21 protein-coding genes are annotated in these 22,600 nt (G+C 63.2%); 11 read left to right on the plus strand and 10 right to left on the minus strand.

What is annotated here, in order from left to right; all coding sequences use genetic code 11:
- Positions 1–57: 57 nt before the first annotated feature.
- Complete coding sequence (locus tag B348_RS0119170; protein ID WP_017737694.1) at positions 58–1,350, minus strand: protein kinase; 1,293 nt, start codon at positions 1,348–1,350, stop codon at positions 58–60.
- Between the two features lie 43 nt (positions 1,351–1,393).
- Positions 1,394–2,473: a cell division protein ZapE gene (gene zapE, locus B348_RS0119175; RefSeq protein WP_017737695.1), complete on the minus strand. Its 1,080-nt coding sequence runs from the start codon at positions 2,471–2,473 to the stop codon at positions 1,394–1,396.
- 224 nt (positions 2,474–2,697) lie between these two features.
- Here zapE and B348_RS0119180 point away from each other — a divergent pair, with 224 nt between their 5' ends.
- Genes B348_RS0119180 through B348_RS0119210 form a run of 7 tightly spaced genes read left to right on the plus strand, consistent with a single transcriptional unit; the run spans position 2,698 to position 9,025 of the window.
- Entirely contained in the window at positions 2,698–3,189 is a 492-nt protein-coding gene (locus tag B348_RS0119180; protein ID WP_017737696.1) for a spore coat U domain-containing protein, read from the plus strand.
- The gene (locus B348_RS0119185; protein ID WP_017737697.1) at positions 3,183–3,725 is read left to right on the plus strand and encodes a spore coat protein U domain-containing protein; all 543 of its coding nucleotides are present in this window, start codon (positions 3,183–3,185) and stop codon (positions 3,723–3,725) included. Before B348_RS0119180 ends, B348_RS0119185 begins: the two co-directional genes overlap by 7 nt.
- 18 nt (positions 3,726–3,743) lie before the next feature.
- Positions 3,744–4,277: a spore coat protein U domain-containing protein gene (locus B348_RS0119190; protein ID WP_017737698.1), complete on the plus strand. Its 534-nt coding sequence runs from the start codon at positions 3,744–3,746 to the stop codon at positions 4,275–4,277.
- Positions 4,278–4,324: 47 nt separating this feature from the next.
- Positions 4,325–4,777: a spore coat U domain-containing protein gene (locus tag B348_RS0119195; RefSeq protein WP_085986530.1), complete on the plus strand. Its 453-nt coding sequence runs from the start codon at positions 4,325–4,327 to the stop codon at positions 4,775–4,777.
- Between the two features lie 26 nt (positions 4,778–4,803).
- Positions 4,804–5,586 (plus strand): molecular chaperone, encoded by a 783-nt coding sequence (locus tag B348_RS0119200; RefSeq protein ID WP_017737700.1) that lies wholly within the window; start codon positions 4,804–4,806, stop codon positions 5,584–5,586.
- A 42-nt stretch (positions 5,587–5,628) separates the two neighbouring features.
- Positions 5,629–8,022, plus strand: coding sequence for a fimbria/pilus outer membrane usher protein (locus B348_RS0119205; RefSeq protein WP_026136906.1), 2,394 nt, complete (start codon positions 5,629–5,631; stop codon positions 8,020–8,022).
- Between the two features lie 16 nt (positions 8,023–8,038).
- Positions 8,039–9,025: a spore coat U domain-containing protein gene (locus B348_RS0119210; protein WP_017737702.1), complete on the plus strand. Its 987-nt coding sequence runs from the start codon at positions 8,039–8,041 to the stop codon at positions 9,023–9,025.
- Here the strand turns inward: B348_RS0119210 and B348_RS0119215 are convergent.
- Both B348_RS0119215 and B348_RS0119220 read right to left on the minus strand, forming a co-directional pair.
- Positions 9,022–9,759 carry an anti-sigma factor gene (locus B348_RS0119215; protein ID WP_017737703.1) on the minus strand — a complete coding sequence of 246 codons (738 nt, stop codon included), beginning with the start codon at positions 9,757–9,759 and terminating at the stop codon, positions 9,022–9,024. The genes B348_RS0119210 and B348_RS0119215 overlap by 4 nt on opposite strands.
- On the minus strand, positions 9,756–10,262 hold the full coding sequence (locus tag B348_RS0119220) for a sigma-70 family RNA polymerase sigma factor (RefSeq protein WP_017737704.1): 507 nt from the start codon (positions 10,260–10,262) through the stop codon (positions 9,756–9,758). The genes B348_RS0119215 and B348_RS0119220 overlap by 4 nt, the downstream gene beginning before the upstream one ends.
- Before the next feature lie 168 nt (positions 10,263–10,430).
- Between B348_RS0119220 and B348_RS0119225 the strand changes: the two genes are divergently transcribed.
- Together B348_RS0119225 and B348_RS0119230 are read left to right on the plus strand one after the other, a co-directional pair.
- Positions 10,431–11,513 (plus strand): catalase family peroxidase, encoded by a 1,083-nt coding sequence (locus tag B348_RS0119225; protein ID WP_017737705.1) that lies wholly within the window; start codon positions 10,431–10,433, stop codon positions 11,511–11,513.
- Positions 11,510–12,049: a cytochrome b gene (locus B348_RS0119230; protein WP_017737706.1), complete on the plus strand. Its 540-nt coding sequence runs from the start codon at positions 11,510–11,512 to the stop codon at positions 12,047–12,049. Before B348_RS0119225 ends, B348_RS0119230 begins: the two co-directional genes overlap by 4 nt.
- Before the next feature lie 39 nt (positions 12,050–12,088).
- Here the strand turns inward: B348_RS0119230 and B348_RS0119235 are convergent, their stop codons facing one another.
- Complete coding sequence (locus B348_RS0119235; RefSeq protein ID WP_017737707.1) at positions 12,089–13,240, minus strand: M14-type cytosolic carboxypeptidase; 1,152 nt, start codon at positions 13,238–13,240, stop codon at positions 12,089–12,091.
- Between the two features lie 465 nt (positions 13,241–13,705).
- Positions 13,706–14,056 (minus strand): DUF6124 family protein, encoded by a 351-nt coding sequence (locus tag B348_RS0119240; protein WP_017737708.1) that lies wholly within the window; start codon positions 14,054–14,056, stop codon positions 13,706–13,708.
- 131 nt (positions 14,057–14,187) lie between these two features.
- Here B348_RS0119240 and B348_RS0119245 point away from each other — a divergent pair, with 131 nt between their 5' ends.
- A complete protein-coding gene (locus B348_RS0119245; protein ID WP_026136907.1) occupies positions 14,188–14,823 on the plus strand; it encodes a LexA family transcriptional regulator in 636 nt (211 codons plus the stop codon).
- On the opposite strand, the gene B348_RS0119250 is transcribed toward B348_RS0119245, so the two are convergent.
- The 4 genes from B348_RS0119250 to B348_RS0119265 are packed head-to-tail and all read right to left on the minus strand — an operon-like array spanning position 14,820 to position 20,346.
- Positions 14,820–16,745, minus strand: coding sequence for an acetyl/propionyl/methylcrotonyl-CoA carboxylase subunit alpha (locus B348_RS0119250; RefSeq protein WP_017737710.1), 1,926 nt, complete (start codon positions 16,743–16,745; stop codon positions 14,820–14,822). The two genes, B348_RS0119245 and B348_RS0119250, sit on opposite strands and share 4 nt — an antisense overlap.
- A complete protein-coding gene (locus B348_RS0119255; RefSeq protein ID WP_017737711.1) occupies positions 16,742–17,548 on the minus strand; it encodes a gamma-carboxygeranoyl-CoA hydratase in 807 nt (268 codons plus the stop codon). The genes B348_RS0119250 and B348_RS0119255 overlap by 4 nt, the downstream gene beginning before the upstream one ends.
- Before the next feature lie 15 nt (positions 17,549–17,563).
- The gene (locus B348_RS0119260; protein ID WP_017737712.1) at positions 17,564–19,171 is read right to left on the minus strand and encodes a carboxyl transferase domain-containing protein; all 1,608 of its coding nucleotides are present in this window, start codon (positions 19,169–19,171) and stop codon (positions 17,564–17,566) included.
- Positions 19,172–19,182: 11 nt separating this feature from the next.
- A complete protein-coding gene (locus tag B348_RS0119265) occupies positions 19,183–20,346 on the minus strand; it encodes an isovaleryl-CoA dehydrogenase (RefSeq protein WP_017737713.1) in 1,164 nt (387 codons plus the stop codon).
- 150 nt (positions 20,347–20,496) lie between these two features.
- Here B348_RS0119265 and B348_RS0119270 point away from each other — a divergent pair, with 150 nt between their 5' ends.
- A complete protein-coding gene (locus B348_RS0119270; RefSeq protein WP_017737714.1) occupies positions 20,497–22,134 on the plus strand; it encodes an AMP-binding protein in 1,638 nt (545 codons plus the stop codon).
- The last annotated feature ends 466 nt before the right edge of the window (positions 22,135–22,600 follow it).

Raw genomic sequence — 22,600 nt, forward strand, 5'->3', positions numbered from 1 at the left:
GCAACTGATAGACCGCTATCGCAGGCAAGCCAGCTCCCACAGTTGTAATGGGTTTTGTCAGGCCGATTTGAGCAGTGCTTCGATTTCTTCGAAGCCCGGACGCGCGAGCACATCCGGCTGGCAGCAACGCTCACGCAGCACCACCAGCTCCTCACTCACCCCCGCCTCAACCCGCTCCAGCAACTCCCCCAGCAACACCCCAAACGCACGCACTTCAATCCGCTGCAACGCCCGGGTTTCCAAGGTGTCTGCGATGGCATGGAACGACGCCGCGCCAAAATCCCCGAGCAGGCAATCGCCGGCCTCATTCCACAGGATGTTGTGGCCGTACAGGTCGCCATGGGTGATGCCGTGGCGGTGCAGGTGCGCGGCCACCGACGCAATGCCTCGCGCCATGCGCAGGGCCACGTCCAGGCTGAACACCGTGCCCGGCGCGTAGATGTCGCGGGTGCACGACGCCAGGCTCGGCAGGGCGGCGAGGTTGCGGTAGCTGGGGGCGATCAGGTCCATCACCAGCGCCGCTTGATCATCGGGGTGACCGACGACGCGGCCTTCCACCTTGATCAGGTTGGGGTGCAGCCCGGCGGCGATGCACGCTTGCATCTCATGCAGCGGCGAGCCGTCGCTGGTGATGGTGCCTTTGTAGAGTTTTACCGCGACGGAGTGCCCGGAGGGTTTCCACAGTGCCTTGTGGATCACCCCCGAGGCACCTTCTCCAAGGACTTCAGCCAGTTCCAGCTCGGGCCAGGGAATGTCTGGCGTGCTGTCATCGGCAGACAGCTGCACCGCCATTTCCACCGGGTTCCCCGCATACGCCAGCCAGGTCAGGCTTGGCAGCGCCAGCAGCCATTCGGGCAGGCGGGTGAAGCGGTTGGCGGCGATGCGCAGCAGTTCGAGGTTATGGCAGTTGGCCAGGCTTTCCGGCAATTGCGTCAGGTGATTGCCGGCCAGCATCAGTTTTTGCAGCAATGGCCGCGCGCCCAGTTCAACGGGCAACTGACTGATCTGGTTGTCGGTGAGGATCAGCCAGCGCAACAGCGGCGGCAGCGCAGCGGCGGGCACGTGGGTGATCCGGTTGGCCTTGAAGCCGACCATGCTCAGTTTCGCGCACTGGCCCAGGCATTCCGGCAGCTCGGTGAAGGCGTTGTCCGAGCAGAACAGCACGCGCAGGTGCGGCAGGCGGTGCAGGTCGTCGGGCAGGCGGCTCAGGGCGTTACCGCTGAGGTTGAGGATTTCCAGGGAGTCGGCCAGCGCGAAGATTTCCTCGGGGAATTCGGTCAGCCCGCAGGACAGGTCCAGGCGCGTGATGCCGGCCAATTGGCCGGCCTTGAGTTGGGCGAGGGTATGCATGGACGGCGCGATCTCTGGGCAAAGGGGGCGTAAATGGCGCTTATCATAGCGGTTGCGCGCGGCTCTGTTGCAATTGCCCGAGCCGGCTTGCCGTGCGCGCAAGGTCGATGGCCTGGCCGTGCAAGGCCTGTTCAAGGGGCTGCTCGCCGATCAGGATCAGGTGCTTGTCCCTGTCGTAAAGCACGTCCACCAGGTTGATAAAGCGCTGTTGCACGGCAATCGGGCACTCCGCCAGCGCGGGCAGGCCGTCGATGATCCAGTGGTCGAAGTCGTGGCACAGCAGCAGGTAGTCCATCACCGCCGTGAGCTGTTCGCACAGGTCGTTGAAGGTGAAGGCGATGGTGCGCCCCTGATGCCTGCGGCATTGCAACTGGCGGTTGCCGACGACCAGGGGCAGCGCCGGGCAATCCGCGGCAGGCAGGTCGAACGCTTCACGTTGGCTCGCAGTGCCCGGCCACAGGTAGTGGCCGGTGGTAAAACGCTGCGTGCTGTGGGCTTGGGGCAGGCTGCGAAAGTCCTTGGGCGCGCTGACTTCCAGCACGTCCATGCGCGCGGCGATCAGGTCGATCACCGGCTTGAAGCGTTGGTGGTACAGCGGGTTGGGCAGCAGGCCGGCGGGCGGGTAGTTGGACGTGACCAGCACCCACACGCCCCGTTGAAACAGCGCCTTGAACAGCCGGCTGATCAGCATCGCGTCGCCGATGTCGTGCACGTGGAACTCGTCGAAACACAGCACCTGGCAACCGGCCAGCAGCTCATCCAGGGTCACCGCCAGGGCATCGTCCTGTGCACGGTGCTTGAACATGCCCCGGTGCAAACGGGCAAAGAAGTCGTGGAAGTGCACGCGCTGCTTCTCGGCCATCGGCAACGCCTGGAAAAACCCGTCCAGCAACCAGCTTTTGCCGCGCCCCACCGGCCCGTGCAGGTACAGGCTGCGGGTCGGCTGGCGTGCCAGCAGGTGCCGCGATTCGCGGGCCAGGGCGCTGATGGCGCGGGTTTGCCCGGCGCTGAGGGTGTAGCCCTGTTGCGCGGCTTTTTGCGCAAAAAACCTGGTGATCGGCGAAGCGTCGTGGGGCGCGGTTTTTTTACCGAGCAAGCGACGGATCAGTGAAAGCGCGGCCAATGGGAATCACTCTGTCTACCGGTGGTCGCCTACTTTAGGGCGGCCATCGGGTTTTGACCAATACAGAAGGGCCCCTCGCGCTATCTCGAAAAAGCATGACACGCCTGCGTTGCCCTGTGAGCTGGCAGTTTCCCCCTGACTGACTAGGCTCATACACAGCAGTCACCCCTGTACAAGGATTTGGGGCAGTGAAGGGACGAGCAGTATTGGCAGTCATGAGCGCGATGCTCTGCAACACGGCTTATGGTGCGCAGCTTCAGGTCGAAGTGCGCATCGACGTGCAGCGGGGTTGCCAGTTGGTGGGTATCACCCGCGAGTCGGGCATCGAGCAACTTGGCGTTTTGGATTTTGGCAGCGGCCCGCGTCTGGATGACCCGGCCGGGCCCTTGAGTGCGGCCTTGATCAGCCAACGCCAGCCGCGCCTGGAGTGCAACCCCGACACGCCCTACCAGATGCGCGTTGACGGCGGCCTGCATGGCGGCACCGGCGAAGTGCGTTACCTGAGCGCCGCTGTCCCTTCGAGCAAACCCATTCCCTACCGCATTTTTGCCGACGCCGCGCGCCGTATCCCGTTGCCGGTGAATGTGCCGCTCAGCGGTCGCGTCCCAGATTCTGGCAGCGTCGATTTGCCCCTGTACGGTCGCATTGAACCGCTCAAGGATATTCCCGCCGTCGGTCGTTATTCCGACCTGCTCAAGGTCACGGTCACATGGTGAGTCGCGGCTTGGCCCTTGTGGCGATGGGCGGCTTGTTGCTGCTGGCGGATGACGTGCAGGCGGCGGTCAGCGGGCAGATCCACGCGCGCCTGGTGATTACCGCCAGTTGCGAGGTGAGCAAAGGCGCTGATACCACCCCCGTTACGCCGGACGGTGGCTCGGCGGTGCTGGATTTCGGCAGCCACGGGCCGACCTGGGACAACCGCCTGACCAGCGGCGTCACCGATGGCGAGAAGGCGCCGCTGGCGGTGTCCTGCAACCCCTCGCTGGTCAGCAGCTTCACGGTGACCATCGACGGCGGCGTCAACGGTGATGGCACCACCCGGCGCCTGAGCAACGGTCGTCAGACCATTCCCTATCGTTTATCGGCCGATGCACTGGGGCGCAGTACCTACAGCATCGGCCAGCAACGCAATTTCGTCGTGACCCGGGGCACACAAGTACCGATTCCGGTATTCGGCTCGGTGGTGGCGAATACCAGGGCCCTACCGGCCGGCATCTATACAGACACCCTGACGGTGACTCTGGATTGGTAAACCATGAGGATAGATATCATGCATGCACGTGTATCCAAGGTAGTTTTTCCATTACTGGCGCTGGCGTGGGTGTCGGGGTCACAGGCGGCCACGGTGGCCGGGACAATTGGCGCAACACTGGTGCTGACCAGCAGCTGCCAGGTCAACGGCGCGGCGGCCACCGGAGGGATGAGCTTCGGCGCATTGACCTTCGGCGCGTCCAACAGCTTGTTTACCGAGTCCTCGGGCCAGGTGCTGGGCGGCGGCGGCGGTGCGTTGTCGATTCTGTGTTCGGCGGGCACCTCGCCGACCTTGACCGTGGCCGGTGGCGCCAATGACGGCAAGTCCCCCGGCGGCACCCGCGCGTTGTTCGACGGCGTGGCCAACTACGTGCCCTACGACCTCTATACCGACAGTGGCCATTCGAACCTGGTGGCCATTGGCGGGGTCATCCCCCTCGCCGCCAGCACCGGTGTGGCCCAGGCCGTGAATATCTACGGTAAAGCCACCGGCAAGGCGGGGCTGCCAGCCGGCACCTATACCGACACGATCAATGTGACCCTGACGTTTTAACGGCCATGAAATGGGTGGGATGGGTGGCGCTGTGCATCGGCTGGGGCATGCCGGTGTCGCTGTTGGCCGTGACCAGCCAGTCGTTCCAGGTCAGTGCGACGATCACCCCGGGCTGCCTGGTGGCCAGCGGTGGCAGCAATTACGGCAGCCTGGCGTTCGGCAGCTATTCGGCGCTGGCGACCAGCACCGCGTCGGTGGCGCTGGCCAACTCGGTCGTCTTGCAATGCACGCCAGGGGTGGCGTTGAGCATGACGGTCGATGGCGGTTTGTATAACAGCGGCGGGCGGCGGATGCAGCTCAACAGCGGCACGGCGAAGGTGGCGTACCAGCTGTTTCGCGATGCGGCGCTGAGCCAGAGCCTGGGTATCAGCCAGAGCGTCAGCGTGGCCTACGCCAACGCGAACAACATCACCTTGCCGATTTACGGCCGGGTGCAGCTACCGGGCAATACGCCTGGGGGGACGTACAGCGACACGCTGCAGGTGCAGCTGACGTGGTAAGGCGAATGGCATAAGGAGTGGGATCTATGTATGCAGCTTCCCGGCAGTGGTGGGTAGCGGGTTTGTTTGGTGTGTTGGGGGTGGCGGGGCAGGTGCAGGCGGCCAGTTCGGTGCTGATCTGGCCGATTGACCCGGTGCTGGAGGCCGATCAGCAGGCCAGTGCGTTGTGGTTGGAAAATCGCGGTACGGAGACGGCCAACCTGCAGATCCGCGTATTTGCCTGGACGCAGAGCGGGTTCGACGAGCAATACCAGAACCAGCGCGATGTGATCGGCAGCCCGCCGGTGGCGAAGATCGCGCCGGGGCAAAAGCAGTTGGTGCGCTTGACCCGCACCAAGGAAGTGCCGCCCGGCCAGGAGTTGGCGTATCGCATCATCATCGATGAGATCCCCTCTGCCGAGCCCGTCGTCACTGCGGCGGACGGCAAGACCGCGGCGGCCGTGCGTTTCCAGATGCGCTATTCGGTGCCGTTGTTCGCTTATGGCCCGGGCCTTTGGAGCAAGGTTGACGGCACCCGCGACCGTGACCCCAAGACGGCCGGCAAACCGGATCTGAGCTGGAAGAAGGTCACGACCGGCGGCCGCAACTATGTGGAAATGCACAATCAGGGGGCCGTGCATGCGCGCCTGACGGATGCCAGCTTCAAGCAGGGCGGCCAGGCGCGCCCGCTGGTGGAGGGTCTGATGGGCTATGTGTTGCCCGGGGCAACCATGCGCTGGCAGGTGCCGGACGGCTTGCCGGCAGACCAACCGTTACAACTGCGGGTCAACGGCGCCACCCAAGTGGAGAGCCTGGCGCCGGGTCGGTAGAACAGGCGCGACAGGGCAGGGAATAGCCCCGGGTTTTAACGGATGGAGATGTCCATTGATGGACACAAAGCCTTGGTGAGCCAGGTTTGGGCTCGTTGTCTATGGCGATCGGTGTGGGTAGTGGGCAGCGTGTCGGTCCTGGTGTTCGCACCGCTGGGCCTGGCTGCGCCGTTGCCGCCGCCGCCCAGCAGTATGGAGGCTGTCGCCGATGCACAGTTGTTCCTGGAACTGGTGGTCAACGGGCAGGATACCGGCCGTGTGGTTGCCGTCAGCCAGCGTGCGGGTGGGCTGTTTCTGCCGGCGAGCGTGTTGCAGGAAATCGGTGTGAAACTGCCGGGCGAAGTGCCGCTCGAGGTCGATCTGGACAAGTTGGCCGGCTTGCACAGCGACTACGACAGCCAGGCCCAGCGCCTGGTGCTGACCGTGCCGGCGAGCTGGTTGCCGGAGCAGTTTATCGGCAACCGCAACAACTACCCGCGCACCCAGGCGCTGACCAGCTTTGGCGCGTTGCTCAACTACGACGCCTACCTCAACGATACCGACGACAGCAGCACTTACCTGGGCATCTTCAACGAAGTGCGCCTGTTCGATACCTGGGGCACGCTGTCCAATACTGGCCAATACCGCACCACCGTCGGCCGCGAGCCCCAGGACAGCACGTTCAACAACGGCTATCGGCGCTACGACACCACCTGGCGTTTCTCCGACGATGAGCGCCTGTTGACCTACGAGGCGGGCGACGTGATCAGCGGGGCCTTGCCCTGGAGCAGCTCGGTGCGCCTGGGCGGGGTGCAACTGTCCCGCGACTTCGGCGTGCGCCCGGACCTGGTGACCTACCCGTTGCCGCAGTTCGCCGGGGAAGCGGCGGTGCCGTCGTCGGTCGACCTGTTTATCAACGGCTACAAATCCAGCAGCGCCGACCTGCAGCCGGGGCCTTACACCTTGACCAACGTGCCGTTTATCAACGGTGCCGGCGAAGCGGTGGTGGTCACCACCGACGCCCTCGGGCGGCAGGTGTCCACCACGGTGCCGTTCTATGTCACCAGTTCGTTGCTGCAAAAAGGCCTGGCGGATTTTTCCCTGTCGGCCGGTAATCTGCGCCGCGACTACACCGTGCGCGACTTCGGCTACGGCCCCGGCGTGGCCAGCGGTACCTTCCGCTACGGGCTGTCGGATGCATTGACCGTGGAAAGCCATGCCGAAGCGTCCAATGACCTGACCCTTGGCGGCGTGGGTGGCAACCTGCGCCTGGGCAACTTCGGCGTGCTCAACACCGCCGTCAGCCAAAGCCAGTTCGACGGCGGGTCGGGCCAGCAACTGAGCCTGGGTTATCAATACAGCAGCCAGCATTACAGCCTGTCCTACCAGCGGGTCGAGCGCCGTGATCAATACGCCGACCTGACCCTGATCGACACCCCGTACGCCAGCCTCAGCAAGCGCAGCGAGCAGGTGACGCTGAGCCTGAACCTGAATGACTTTGGCAGCCTCGGCGTGGGCTATTTCGATGTGCAGGCGACGGACGATTCGCGCACTCGCCTGCTGAACCTGACGTGGAGCAAATCGCTGTGGCGCAACACGAGCTTTTACCTGTCGGCCAACCGCGAGATCGGTGACAGCAACTGGGCCGTGCAAGGGCAATTGATCATCCCGTTCGACGCCTACGGCAGCCTCAGCCTGGGCAGTGAGCGCAGCAACAGCGGGCAGGTGCAACAGCGTGTGAATTACAGCCGCGCCGTGCCGGCCGGTGGTGGGCTGGGTTTCAACCTGGGTTATGCGAGCGGCGACGTCCCGACCTATCGCCAGGCGGACCTGACCTGGCGCTTGCAGTCGGTGCAGTTGCAGGCCGGCGTGTATGGCACGCGCGACGCACAGACCCGCTGGGCCGACGCGGCCGGGTCGCTGGTGTGGATGGACAAGGAGTTTTTTGTCGCCAACCAGGTCAACGATGCCTTTGTGGTGGTGAGCACCGGCGGGTTTGCCGGGGTGCCGGTGCGCTACGAGAACCAGGTGGTCGGCGAGACCGATCGCAATGGGCACTTGCTGGTGCCGTGGAGCAGCGCCTACTACCGCGCCAAGTATGAAATCGACCCGTTGAACTTCCCCACCAACGTGCAAGTGGCCAACGTTGAACAACGGGTGGCGGTGCGTCGGGGCAGTGGTTACCTGTTGGAGTTTCCGGTGCGCCGGGTGGTGGCGGCCAGTATCACGCTGGTGGATGCCCAGCATCAGGACTTGCCCCTCGGCAGCCAGGTGCGGCATGAGCAAAGCGCGGGGTTGGCGGTGGTCGGCTGGGACGGTTTGGTCTACCTGGAGAACCTTGCGGCGCATAACACGCTGCAAGTCACCCTCAGTGGCGGGCAAAGCTGCCAGGCCACCTTCGACCTGGACATTACCCAGGCGCAGGTGCCCCTGATCGGGCCGCTGGTGTGTCAATGAATTAAGGAGCGTGCGTGTGCGGGGCAAGGAATGGCTGTGGAGTCTGTTGTTGGTGGCGTGCGTGGGCGTGTCGACGCAGGTGCACGCGGCGTGCAGCGCGGTCGCTACCTCGCCGGCCAGCTTTGGCCCGGTGAGTTCGATGTCGGTGCTCGCCACGGCGCAGCCCAGTTCCACCACCAACGCTGGCCTGAGTTGCACCCCGCTGTTGCTGTCGATACTCGGCAGTGGCGACCAATTCACCGCAAAGATCACGGGGTCGACCCAGGGCGGCCTGCTGGGGCCGACCGGTGATGTGATCCCCTATACGATCTATGGCAACAACTCCACGACGTATCCCATTACACGCGGCACCACGTTCGACTTTGGCGGCAGCAGCGGTATCGCCCAGAACTACGGGTTGGTGTTCGGCCCAGGCACCAAGACCTTGCCGCTGTATCTGCGCAGTGTCGTTGGAAGCAACGTGGCCGCGGGCCTGTACAGCGAAACCCTGAGCATCGTCTGGACCTGGAATTACTGCTCAAGCATCAACCTGCTCGGCGTGTGTCTGGGGCGCGACAGTGGCACCGGCACGCAGGCACTGACCGTCAGCATGCTGGTGACCAACGACTGCCTGATCACCACGCCGGCGATCGCCTTCGGCAGTGCCCCGGTGGTCAGTGGGTTTGCCACCGTCAATGGCCAGGCCAGCGTCAATTGCACCAAGGGCAGCGCCTACACCGTCGGCCTCAGCGATGGGCAGCAGCCGGTCAGCGTCGGCGGGCGCCGCCGGATGATTTCCGGCAGCAACTATTTGGCCTACGACATCTTTGTCAGCGCTGGCACCACCCGCTGGGGCAGCGTCGGCGCCGCGCGGCGGGCCAGTGCCACGGCGGACATCAACCCCGGCAACGGCCTGGGCACCGGCAGCCAGGTGTTCAACTACAACGCCAGGATCTACACCGACCAGGCCACGCCGCCCGGGGGCACCTACCTGGATAACGTGGTGCTGGATGTCGGCTTCTAGAGCTTTTGCAGCGCGGGCGTGGGCTGATCCACCGGGCTGACCATTGCATAGTTGTAGCCGCCGCCTGACCAGTACTCGGCCTGCAGGCCATCGGCGCTGCGGCTGCCACGGGGCAGGAAGCCGTTGTCCGGGCCCGGTGGGCGAATGTAGAAACTGATGCGCCGACCTTGCGGGTCTTCGTACAGCACCATCGCCGCCGCGCCCTGGTCGGTGGTGAGCAGGCGCCCGCTGACGGGCGTGTAGCCCGATGAACTCAAGTCCGGCAGGCGGCTGGCCTGGCTAAAGTAACGATCCAGCCAGGCTTGCATGCTGCCGCCGTCTTGGACGTGATAGTCGGCGGGCAGCACACCGTCCTGGGCAAACAGGCGGTAGGCCTGCATGGCGTCGGCCATCGGCGCCAGGGGCGGTTGCGTGGCTTCGCGGGCCTGCCAGCCGCCAATGCCGCCGAGGCTGACGGCGATCAACAGCACCGCCGCCGAGGCCAAGTGGCGGCGCGATTGGTGCTTGCGGCGCTGGCGAATCTGCGCCGGGTCCAACTGCGGGTTGGCCGGCTGTTGCAGGGCGCCGCCGAGCGCGGCGCGCAGCAACTGCGCATCCTGCTGCCAGGCATGGACCTGGGCGGCAACGTCGGGGTGGGCGGCCAGATAGGTGTCGAGCACACGGCGATCGCTGTCCAGCAGTTGGTGATCGACGTAGGCATGCAAATCGCGTTCGCTGGGGGGCAGGCTGATCATTTGAGTATCCGCAGGGAAGGGCTGGCAATTTCGCCATCACTGAGTTGGCGCAAGGCTTGACGCGCGCGGGACAGGCGCGACATCACGGTGCCGATGGGCACCTCGAGGATGTCGGCGACTTCCTTGTAGCTCAAGCCTTCGACCGACACCCACAGCAGCAGGGCGCGCTGTTCGGTGTTGAGTTGGTCGAAGGCTTGCAGGGTCGATTGGGCGATGACCGTGCGTTCCACCGACGGCTGCGCGTCGTCGCGACCGATGAAGAACTCGAGCATGCGCGCGTAGCGACGGCTGCGGCGGTGGGCGTCGAGGAACTGGCGGTAGAGGATCGAAAACAGCCAGGCACGCAAATCGCCTTCGCTGCGCTTGTCGGCCCAGCGGGTGATGGCCCGTTCCAGGGTCGACTGCACCAGGTCGTCGGCGCTGCTGGCGTTACGGGTCAGGGACACGGCAAAGCGCCGCAGCCTGGGGATGAGTTCACGTAACGCTTCGTCGAGTTCATGCATGGGAGTCGGGCTGGTCACTACGCTGGGACTAGAGAGACGTCTGACGTTGGCGGTTATTCCAGCTCCGGGGAAATAAATCATCGGCGGGGGAATAGAGCGGGTCGGCGTTCGTCTTAATGCTCCGACCTTATGTTCCACCCCTAAGGCCTCTGGCCCTGGAGCTCCTTCATGGTAGATCACTCTTCACCGCCCCGTCCTCCGCTGAGCACCGCGAGCCTGATCGCACGCCTGGCAGGTATCGGTGCCGTGGTTGCGCTGGTGGCCGGGGCATTTGCCTACGTCAACGGCACGCTTGACCCACAGCGCTTGCGCCCGAAAACCTTGGTCAATGCCTTGGAAACCAATAACGGCGTGCATCCCGGCTTCCGGCGTAATCATGCCAAGGGCGTGTGTGTCACCGGGTATTTCGAGAGCAGCGCTGAAGCCCGTGCATATTCCAGCGCCGAGGTGTTCAGCGCGGCCAGGACCCCGGTGATCGGCCGTTTTGCCTTGCCCAGCGGCAACCCCTATGCGCCGGACAGCAGCGTGCCGATCCGCAGTTTTGCCGTGCAGTTCAGCCAGGCCAACGGCCAGCAATGGCGCACCGGGATGAACAGCATGCCGGTGTTCCCGGTGGGTACGCCTGAAGCGTTCTACGCAATGCTCAAGGCGGGTGCGCCGGACCCGGCCACCGGCAAGCCGAACCCTGCGGGCATGCCCGCGTTTTTTGCCGCGCACCCGGAGACGGCGGCGTTCCTGGCGTGGGTCAAGACCGCCAAGCCGTCGGCCAGTTACGCCACCGAAACCTATAACGGGATCAACGCGTTCTACCTGGTGGGCGCCGATGGCAAGCGCCAGGCGGTGCGCTGGGAGGTGGTGCCGCAGCGTCAGGATGCAGCAGGTGACACTGCGCCGGCCGGTGCCGATTTTCTCGAAAAGGACCTGGTGCAACGCCTGACTGAAGGGCCGTTGCGTTGGCAATTGAACATGACCCTGGCCAACCCCGGCGACCCGCTGGACGACGCGAGCAAGACCTGGCCTGGCGAGCACAAGGTGCTGAACGCCGGGACGCTGGTGTTGCAAAGCAGCCAGCCGCAGGCGGAGGGCGATTGCCGCGACATCAACTTTGATCCGCTGATTCTGCCCAGTGGCATCGAAGCCTCCAATGACCCGCTGCTGGCCGCACGTTCAGCGGCGTATGCCAGTTCATACCTGCGCCGTGCCGGTGAAGTCAGCGCGCTGCACAGCGCCCCTCAGGAGTCAAAGCCATGAATGCCCAACCGCGCTTTTTTGCACCCTTGGCACGTCTGCTGCACTGGCTGATGGCGCTGATGATCATCGCCATGTTGTTTATCGGGGCCGGGTTGGCGGCTTCGGTGTCGGAGCGGCATGAATGGTTGATCCATCTGCACAAGCCGCTGGGGATTGCGATCCTGGCGCTGGTGATTGTGCGATTGGTGGTGCGTTTTTCCACGCGTCAGCCGTCGTTGCCAGCCGATCTGCCGCTGTGGCAAGTGCTGGCAGCCAAGGCGTCCCATCTGGTGTTGTACGGGTTGATGCTGGTGTTGCCGCTGTTGGGCTGGGCGATGATTTCGGCCGCGGGCGACCCGGTGATGCTCAGCAGTTCGGTGCAACTGCCCGCGCTGATGGCGGCGAATGCGCCGTTGTTTGCGGTGCTGCGCAAGGCCCATGGGTTTCTTGCCTACCTGTTGTTCCTGACGGTGCTGTTGCACCTCGCGGCGGCGTTGTTCCATGGGTTGATTCGCCGTGATGGCGTGTTGCAAAGCATGACGGGTACAAAGGACTGATCCGGGTTGAGCGAGTTTGCTCGCTCAACCCATCCAAAATCAGCGCAACACGCCGACGATATCGGCGACGGTGCTCAACACGTCCTTGCCCAATTGCATCGAGCGTTTGCCCGACCAGCCGGTGTGGGGGTTGGGCGCGTCGTCGTTGTCCTTGAAGGGCATTTCCAGGGTCAGCGACAGGCAGTCGTATTTTTCACCGACGGCATTGCAGGCCAGGGTCATGTTGGCCTCGCCCGGCAGGTCGCGGGTGTAGCCGTGGGTGGTCTGGAAGTCGCGGGTCAGGGCGCTGAGGTGGCGGCGGAAGTGTTTTTCCAACGCCTCGATACGCGGCGTGTAGCCTGGGTTGCCTTCGCAGCCGGCGGTGAAGACATAGGGGATTTCTTCGTCGCCATGGATGTCGAGGAACAGGTCGACGCCGTACTTTTCCATCTGTTGCTGGATGAACAGCACTTCCGGGCTGATCTCCTGGCTGGCGCTCTGCCACGCACGGTTGAGGTCCTGGCCCATGGCGTTGGTGCGCAGGTGGCCATGGAACGCCCCGTCCGGGTTCATGTTGGGCACCAGGTACAGGTCGGCGACTTTCAGCAGTTTTTTCAGTTCGCTGTCACCGTCCTGTTGCAGGCGTTCGATAATGCCTTCCATAAACCATTCGGCCATGTGTTCGCCGGGATGCTGCTGGGCGATGATCCAGATTTTGCGTCGGCCTTCGCCGCCTTTGCCACGGCGTAGCAACTGGATATCGCGGCCCTCGACGCTTTTTCCGGTGGCCAGCAGTTGGGTGCCGGCGCGGCTCAGGGCCTGGCCGATCAGCCAGTCGTGGCGTTCGCGGCTGTAGGGCTCGAAATAGGCAATCCACGCATGCTTTTCGCGGGTTTCAAGGCTGATGTGCAGGAACTCGCCGTCAAAACGCGTGGGGACGCGGAACCAGTTGATATGGTCATAGGAGGCGACGGCGTTGTAGCCGCTCCAGGCGTGTTTGTAGGACGACTGGCTCGCGTTGCTCAAACGGAAGGTGTGGGTGTGGCCCACATGCATGCCTTCGGCCTTGAAGTGGAACCATTGGAAATGTGGGCTACGGGTATCGGGTTTGATGGCGAGCAGCAGCTGGAACGCATCGCTGGCGTCGAGCACCTGGATATTGCCACTGTCGAAATCGGTGCTGATCCTGATGGAGGTCAAGGCCACGGTCATAGTCTGGTTGCCTGAGTATGAGTGTTGTGGCGGATATCTTACACAGGAGCCAGGCAAAATCTTGACGCAAAATTGTTGCAGGGAGGAGGGGGCGTCGTCCTTGACGCGCCAGCAGCTTAGAATCTATGAGATTGATTCTCAAGCGCTAATTCGCAAAGATCCGACGTAGAGCGTTCGTTCGGCTTTCTTTTGGCGATGGTCTTTTGCTACCATGCGCGCCATCAAGCAACACACAGTCTTCATTAGCCTGAAGCCATGCCAGGGAAACTGGCAAAAAAAAGACCCGGCCAAAGAGCCGGGTCAAAAACCGTGATTAGCCTGATGAGGAGATATTCCAAGAGTCCGACCTAAGGTCCCTTGGTCTATCGACTGATCTCGCGATCAGCTGGGTCCAATAATAATCATTATCATTTGCAAGTCAAATGTTTTTATCGTCGAGATAGAAATATTTTTCCTTTGCGCCTGTTAAACGGTTGCCTGTGTTTCTGGCGCGCGCAACGATCGCTCCACCATCGCCTTCGCCATATCAATCAAATACACCACTGAAAACGCCAGGTCGCGGTTGTTGCCTTGGTGGCTGCTCGCTGATTCATAGGCGGTGGCTGCGGCACTGCGCAACAGGTCCGATGCGTGCACCAGCGCTTCTTCCTGGCTGATGCCGGGTTTTATGCTGAAGAAGGTGTCGTCCGTCGCTGATAGCGACACCTCTTCCTTCAAGTAATAGTCCAGCGCGCGCTGGGCGGCGCCACTGCTGCGCATGTCGAGGATATCGGCAGTTTCGGCTACTTCGGGCTGGGGATGGAGGCTTGTGGTCATAAGGGGCGGTACTCCGGGTGGGTGTCGAAAACCTTATGTCCGATCATAGTACGTATCGTATTTATGTCGTTTTATGGATTACTACAAACTGTTTATTGCCCGGGAAAATGCCTCACGTATTGTCAGGCCCCATGGATAAATGGATAGCGCTGGTGAAAGCCAGCATGAAACACCCCAAGGTCACGCAAACCGAGCTGGCCGAGCGCTTGGGCATGACCCAGGGCGGCGTCGGCCACTGGCTGGCAAAACGTCGTGTGCCGAGCGTCGCGGATATGAACCGGGTGTTGGCGGAGTTGGGCCTGGGCTACCTGGAGGTTTCGTTGCAGATTCGCGAACGGTCCGCCGAGGAGCCCGGCCCGACGAGCCACTACAACCCGTATTTCCGCTACCCGGTCAGTGATTGGAGCGGCCTGTACGAAACCCGTGAAGAGCGTGCCACCTATGGCGCGCCACGCTTCGAGCTGACGGATTACCACGCCCGAGGCGAAGCGTTCTGGCTGCCGGTCACGGGCGATGCCATGACCGCGCCCAGCGGCCTGAGCATCAGCGCGGGCATGCTGATCCTGGTGGACCCGGCCATCACCGCCGAACCGGGCAAGCTGGTGGTTGCCCAATGGGCCGACAGCCCACAGGCGACCTTCCGCCAGTTGCTGAAAGAGAGCGGCCAGCTGTACCTGGTGCCGCTCAACCCGACTTACCCGAAACAGCTGCTCACCGACGATTGCCGCATCCTCGGCGTGGTGGTGCAGGCCACGGCGAAGTTCTAGCCCGCTGTTTCGAGCTCCACCAGCGCGCAACCTTCGGCAACCATTTCGCCTTCCTGGCAGAACAGTGCCTTGACCACGCCCGCCTGGGGCGCACGAATGCTGTGCTCCATCTTCATGGCCTCCAGCACCACCAGTTGCGTACCGGCCTCCACGGTTTGGCCGACCTCCACCAGCACCCGCACGATGCTGCCGTTCATCGGTGCCGTGAGGCCACCCTGGTGCGACTGGTTGGCGTCGACCGCTGCAATCGGGTCGAACAGGCTGACCGCGTGCACCTCGCCGTCCCAGCGCAGATACACCGTATCGCCGCTGCGTACCGCCAGGTGGCCACGGCGCAGGCCCTGTTGCTCTACCCACAGCTGTTCGCCGCGCAACTGCGGCGTGTCTTCCGCCAGCGTCACCAGCCGGTCCTGGCCATTGCAGCTCAAATGCACGGACACCTCGGCCGGCAGCCCGGCGCGAAAGCCACGGGTGTCGGCCCAAGGCCCATCGCCCACCGGCAAACTCTGCATAAAGGCCGCGGCGGCCGCCTGCCAGAACCCATCGCTCAACGCGCCCGGCACCGGCAGCAGTTCATCCTGATAACGCGGGATAAACCCCGTATCCAATTCAGCCGCCGCAAACGCAGGATGGCCGATGATGCGCCGCAGAAAGCCCAGGTTGGTCTTGAGCCCGCCGACGGCAAACTCGTCGAGCATGCTCAGCAAACGCAGGCGGGCTTGTTCACGGTCTTCGCCCCAGGCAATCAGCTTGCCGAGCATCGGGTCGTAGAAGGGCGACACGCTATCGCCTTGGGCGACGCCGCTGTCCACCCGACGCCCAGGGCCCGCCGCCGATTCGCGGTACAGCGCCAGGTGCCCGGTCGCCGGCAAGAAATCATTGGTCGGGTCTTCCGCATACAAGCGCACTTCAATCGCATGGCCGATCAGCGGCACCTGCGCTTGGGTGATGGGCAACGCCTCGCCCTGGGCGACGCGGATCTGCCAGGCCACCAGGTCGAGGCCGGTAATCGCCTCGGTCACCGGATGCTCCACCTGCAGGCGCGTGTTCATCTCCATAAAGAAGAATTCACCGCGCGCATCCAGCAAGAATTCCACCGTGCCAGCGCCGACATAACCAATGGCCTGGGCCGCGCGCACGGCGGCTTCGCCCATGGCCTTGCGCTGTTCAACGCTCAAGCCCGGCGCCGGTGCTTCTTCGACGACCTTTTGGTGGCGGCGCTGAATCGAGCAGTCGCGCTCGTTGAGGTACAGGCAGTGGCCGTGCTGGTCTGCAAACACCTGGATTTCCACATGGCGCGGCTTGAGCAGGTATTTCTCCACCAACATCTGCCCGTTGCCGAAGGACGACAGCGCCTCACGCTGGGCAGAGGCGAGGGCCTCGGCCAGCTGGCTGACCTCCTCGACCACCTTCATGCCCTTGCCGCCGCCGCCCGCCGTGGCCTTGAGCAACACCGGATAACCGATGCGCTCGCAAGCGTCGCGGAATGTTTCCAGGTCCTGGGCTTCACCGTGATAACCCGGCACCAACGGCACGCCGGCGGTTTCCATCAGCGCCTTGGCTGCGGATTTGCTGCCCATGGCGTCAATGGCCGAGGCGGGCGGGCCGAGGAAGATCAAACCGGCGGCTTCAATTGCACGGGCGAACCCGGCGTTTTCCGACAGGAAACCGTAGCCTGGATGAATCGCCTGGGCGCCGCTGGCGTGGGCGGCGGCGATCAGTTTATCGATTTGCAGGTAACTCTCGGTGGCCTTGCTGCCGCCCAGGTCAACGCGGATATCGGCTTCGCGGCTGTGGCGTGCATCGCGGTCGGTGGCGCTGTGCACGGCCACGGTGGTCAGGCCCATGGCCTTGGCGGTGCGCATCACCCGGCAGGCAATTTCACCGCGATTGGCCACCAGTACGGTGGTCAGTGTGCTCATGAACGCGGCTCCTGGGACTGCCAGCTCGGCGCACGTTTTTGCAGGAACGCCCGCAGGCCTTCCTGGCCTTCGGCGCTGACGCGAATCCGGGCGATGGCATTTTCGCAATAGCGACGCAACGCCGGTGTGAGGGCGCCGTTACCGACTTCGCGCAACAGATCCTTGCTGGAACGCATCGCGGCCGGGCTGTTTTGCAACAGGTTGGCGACCCACAACTCGACCTGCAGATCCAACTCGCTGATTGGATAACTCTCCGCCAACAAACCGATCTCCCGCGCCCGCTGGCCGCCGAAACGCTCAGCGGTCAAGGTATAACGCCGCGCGGCGCGTTCGCCGATGGCCTGCACCACGAACGGGCTGATCACCGCCGGGGCCAGACCAATGCGCACTTCCGACAGGCAGAACTGCGCATCATCGGCGCCGATCGCCATGTCGCAGCAACTGATCAAGCCCAGCGCGCCACCGTAGGCCGCGCCTTGCACCACCGCCAGGGTAGGAATTTTCAGCTTGGCCAGGTTGTACATCAGCTCCGCCAGTTCGCGGGCGTCGTCCAGGTTGGTGTGGTAATCCAGCTCGGCCGACTGCTGCATCCAGGCCAGGTCGGCGCCGGCGCTGAAATGCTTGCCGCGACCGCGCAACACGAGAAAGCGCAGGGAGGGATCGCCCTGCACCTGGTCGAGGGCGATGATCAGTTCGCGGATCATCTCGGCATTGAATGCGTTGTTCTTGGCTTCGCGACTGAGCCACAGCGTGGCAAAGCCACGGCTGTCGGTGATCAGTTCGAGGGTGTTGAAATCGCTCATGGGGTACAGCTCCATTTACATGCGGAACACGCCGAAGCGGCTCGGCTCGATGGGGGCATTCAACGCGGCAGACAGGGCCAGGGCCAGCACGTCACGGGTTTGCAACGGGTCGATGACCCCGTCGTCCCACAGGCGCGCGCTGGAGTAGTAGGGGTGGCCCTGGGTTTCGTATTGGTCGAGGATCGGCTGCTTGATCGCGGCTTCTTCCTCGGCACTGAACCCAACGCCTGCGCGTTCGGCCTGCTCGCGCTTGACCTGCACCAGCACGCCAGCGGCCTGTTCGGCGCCCATCACGCCGATGCGCGCATTTGGCCACATCCACAGGAACCGTGGGTCATAGGCGCGGCCGCACATGCCGTAGTTACCGGCACCAAAGCTGCCGCCGATGATCACCGTGAACTTCGGCACCTTGGCGCAGGCCACGGCTGTGACCAGTTTGGCGCCGTGCTTGGCGATGCCGCCGGCTTCGTATTTCTGCCCGACCATGAAGCCGGTGATGTTCTGCAAAAACAGCAGGGGAATGCCGCGCTGGCACGCCAGCTCGATAAAGTGCGCACCTTTTTGCGCGGCTTCGGCGAACAGGATGCCGTTGTTGGCGAGGATCGCCATCGGGTAGCCGTGCAGGTGCGCAAAACCGCACACCAGGGTGGTGCCGAACAGCGCCTTGAACTCATCGAACACCGAACCGTCGACGAGACGCGCGATCACTTCGCGCACGTCGAACGGTTGCTTGGCATCGGCCGGGATCACGCCGTACAACTCTTCGCCGCTGTACAACGGCGCCACGGGCGTGCGTTGCAGCAACTGGCCCTGCTTGCGCCAGTTGAGGTTGGCCACGCTGCGCCGCGCCAAGGCCAAGGCGTGTTCGTCGCTGTCGGCATAGTGGTCGGCGACGCCGGAGATCTTGCAGTGCACATCGGCACCGCCAAGGTCTTCGGCGCTGACCACTTCGCCCGTGGCGGCCTTCACCAGCGGCGGGCCGGCGAGGAAGATGGTGGCTTGCTGGCGCACCATGATCGCTTCGTCGGCCATGGCCGGCACATAGGCGCCGCCGGCGGTGCACGAGCCCATCACCACGGCGATCTGCGGGATGCCCTGGGCGCTCATGTTGGCCTGGTTGAAGAAGATCCGCCCAAAGTGCTCGCGGTCGGGGAACACCTCGTCCTGGCGCGGCAGGTTGGCGCCACCGGAATCCACCAGGTAGATGCACGGCAGGCGGTTCTGTTCGGCGATGGTCTGGGCGCGCAGGTGTTTTTTCACGGTGAGCGGGTAGTAGGAACCGCCTTTCACCGTGGCGTCGTTGGCGACGATCATGCATTCAACGCCCTCCACGCGGCCGATCCCGGCAATCACCCCGGCGGCGGGCACGTCTTCGCCATACACCTGATGGGCGGCGAGCTGGCTCAGTTCGAGGAACGGCGAGCCCGGGTCGAGCAGGCGGTTGATGCGCTCACGGGGCAGCAGTTTGCCGCGTGAGGTGTGGCGCTCCTGGGCTTTCGCGCCGCCGCCTTGTTGCACGTGGGCGAGCAAGGTGTGCAGGGCATCGACCTGCTGGCGCATCGCCGCGCTGTTGGCGGCAAACTCCGCAGAGCGGGGGTTGAGCTGGGTATGCAAGGTGGCCATGGCGCGCTCCCTCAGCGGGTTTCGTTGAAGAGTTCGCGACCGATCAGCATCCGGCGAATCTCACTGGTGCCGGCGCCGATTTCATACAGCTTGGCGTCACGCAGCAGGCGGCCGGCGGGGAATTCATTGATGTAGCCATTGCCGCCGAGGATCTGGATCGCGTCGAGGGCCATTTGCGTGGCGCGTTCGGCGCTGTAGAGGATCACGCCAGCGGCGTCCTTGCGCGTGGTCTCGCCGCGCTCGCACGCCTGGGCCACCGCGTAGAGGTAGGCGCGGCTGGCGTTGAGTTGGGTGTACATGTCGGCGACCTTGCCCTGGATCAGCTGGAATTCGCCGATGCTTTGGCCGAACTGCTTGCGGTCGTGGATGTAGGGGACGATCAGGTCCATGCACGCTTGCATGATCCCGGTGGGGCCGCCGGAAAGGACCACGCGTTCGTAGTCCAGGCCGCTCATCAGCACTTTCACGCCGCCGTTGAGCACGCCGAGGATGTTTTCTTCCGGCACTTCGACGTCATCGAAAAACAGCTCGCACGTGTTGGAGCCGCGCATGCCCAGCTTGTCGAACTTGCTGCTGCGGCTGAAGCCTTGCCAGTCCCGTTCGACGATAAACGCGGTGATGCCGTGGGCGCCCTTTTCCAGGTCGGTCTTGGCGTAGATCACGTAGGTGCTGGCGTCGGGGCCGTTGGTGATCCAGGTCTTGCTGCCGTTGAGCACGTAGTGGTCGCCGCGTTTGTCGGCGCGCAGTTTCATCGAGACCACGTCGGAACCGGCATTCGGTTCGCTCATGGCCAGCGCACCGACGTGTTCGCCGCTGAGGAGCTGCGGCAGGTACTTGAGTTTTTGCGCGTGGTTGCCGTTGCGGTTGATCTGGTTCACACACAGGTTGGAGTGGGCGCCGTAGGACAACGCCACCGAGGCAGAACCGCGGCTGATCTCTTCCATCGCCACCACGTGGGCCAGGTAACCCAGGCCCGCGCCGCCGTATTCTTCCGGCACCGTAATGCCGAGCAGGCCCATGTCGCCGAACTTGCGCCACAGGTCGGCGGGGAACAGGTTGTCGCTGTCGATTTGCGCGGCGCGGGGGGCGATTTCCTTGGCTACAAAGGACTGCACCTGATCGCGCAGCATGTCGATGGTTTCGCCGAGGGCGAAGTTCAGGGACGGGTAACTCATGGACAGGCACCTTAATGTGAGCTTTGTTTTTGTGTGGGCTGAACGTCGGGGGAGGGCGCTCACCTTTACGTTAACGTAAGCTTGCGTTACGGCGCTGTCAATCGTAGTTTACGTTTACGTCAACCTACAAAAAAGACAACAGGGGTCGTTATGGAACAACCTAATCAGAGCTACAGCCGTGGCGCTCAGGACAAGACCTTGCTGGCCATGACGATCGGCCAGGCGTTCGATCACACCGTGGCGCAATACCCCGATGGCGAAGCCCTGGTGGTGCGCCATCAGCAACGTCGCTACACCTGGCGGCAACTGGCCGAGACCGTTGACCTGCACGCCCGCGCCTTCCTTGCCCTGGGCATGCAGACCGGTGATCGCCTGGGCATCTGGGCCCCCAACTGCGCCGAGTGGTGCATCAGCCAGATCGCCAGCGCCAAGCTGGGCGTGATCCTGGTCAACATCAACCCGGCCTATCGCAGCAGTGAATTGGACTACGTGCTCAAGCAGTCCGGTTGCCAGTGGCTGGTGTGCGCCGGGGCGTTCAAGACCTCCGATTATCATGCGATGGTGCAGGCGTTGAAGCCCGACTTGCGCGGCCTGATCAGCCTCGACCCCAGCCCGCCGCCGGGCTTCATGCCCTGGTCGCAACTGGCGGCCCTCGGCGCTGGCGTGCCGCCCGAGCAACTGCACAGCCGCCAGGCCAGCCTGCATTTCGATCAGCCCGTCAATATCCAGTACACCTCCGGCACCACCGGTTTCCCCAAGGGCGCCACCCTCAGTCACCACAACATTCTCAATAACGGTTACATGGTCGGCGAAAGCCTCGGCCTGACCGCGCAGGATCGCCTGGTGATCCCGGTGCCGCTGTATCACTGCTTCGGCATGGTGATGGGCAACCTCGGCGGCATCACCCATGGCACCACGATGATTTACCCCAGCGACGGCTTCGACCCGCTGCTGACCCTCAGCGCCGTCGCCGAAGAACGCGCCACCGGCCTCTACGGCGTGCCCACCATGTTCATCGCCGTGCTCGATCACCCGCGCCGCGGCGAGTTCGACCTGGCCAGCCTGCGCACCGGCATCATGGCCGGCGCCACGTGCCCCATCGAAGTGATGCGCCGGGTGATCAGCGAGTTGCATATGGGCGAAGTGCAGATTGCCTACGGCATGACCGAGACCAGCCCGGTGTCGTTGCAGACCGGCGCCAATGACGACCTGGAGCGCCGCGTCACCACGGTCGGGCGTACCCAGCCACAATTGGAAAACAAGATCATCGACGTCGACGGCAACACGGTTGCCCGCGGCGAGATCGGCGAACTCTGTACCCGTGGCTACAGCGTGATGCTCGGCTACTGGAACAATCCCGAAGGCACCCGCGAAGCCATCGACGAAGCGGGCTGGATGCACACCGGCGACCTGGCGAGCATGGACGCGCAGGGCTACGTGTGCATTGCCGGGCGCAACAAGGACATGATCATTCGCGGCGGCGAAAACGTTTACCCGCGGGAGCTGGAAGAGTTTTTCTTCACCCACCCGGCGGTGGCGGATGTGCAGGTCATCGGCATTCCGGACGAGCGTTATGGCGAAGAGATTGTGGCCTGGGTCAAGTTTCACCCCGGTCATGTGGCCAATGCCCTGGAGCTGCAAACCTGGTGCAAGGGGCGCATTGCACACTTCAAGACGCCCAGGCATTTCAAGTTTGTGGAGGAGTTTCCGATGACGGTGACGGGCAAGATCCAGAAATTCCGCATGCGCGAGATTTCGATCGAGGAATTGCAAACCCACTCTCAATAACACCTCAGGTTTATGTGGGAGCTGGCTTGCCTGCGATAGCGGTACATCCGCCACACATGCAGTGACTGACACACTGCTATCGCAGGCAAGCCAGCTCCCACATTGAATTGCAGTGTGCCAGGACAATCGCAGAAAGCACAAAGGGGACCCTAAGGTCCCCTTTAATTTGTCGTTGCGTGCTCTTTTTTTATTATTGAGGGGCGGTCTATTGTTGTTTTTGGCAACCGTTACCCTTTACCGCTGTTTTTGGCGACCCCCATCCGGGGTCAAGAGCAAACGTATTTTTTTGAACGCTGATCTGCTTCTTCGCACGCGATCCAACCAGTGGGTAGCTACCTGAGGTAGTTTTATTTTTCTCTACTGGTCGCGGGTTTCGGCATGGCCGTTCCCTGCGAAGCACATCTTCTCCAAAAAAATCTGTTAGCTGCGTCTCTGCCGTGTTGTTTTTGTTATGTCAGAGTCGTTT

It is taken from the genome of Pseudomonas sp. CBZ-4 (genome assembly GCF_000346755.1).
Classification (GTDB): Bacteria; Pseudomonadota; Gammaproteobacteria; order Pseudomonadales; family Pseudomonadaceae; genus Aquipseudomonas.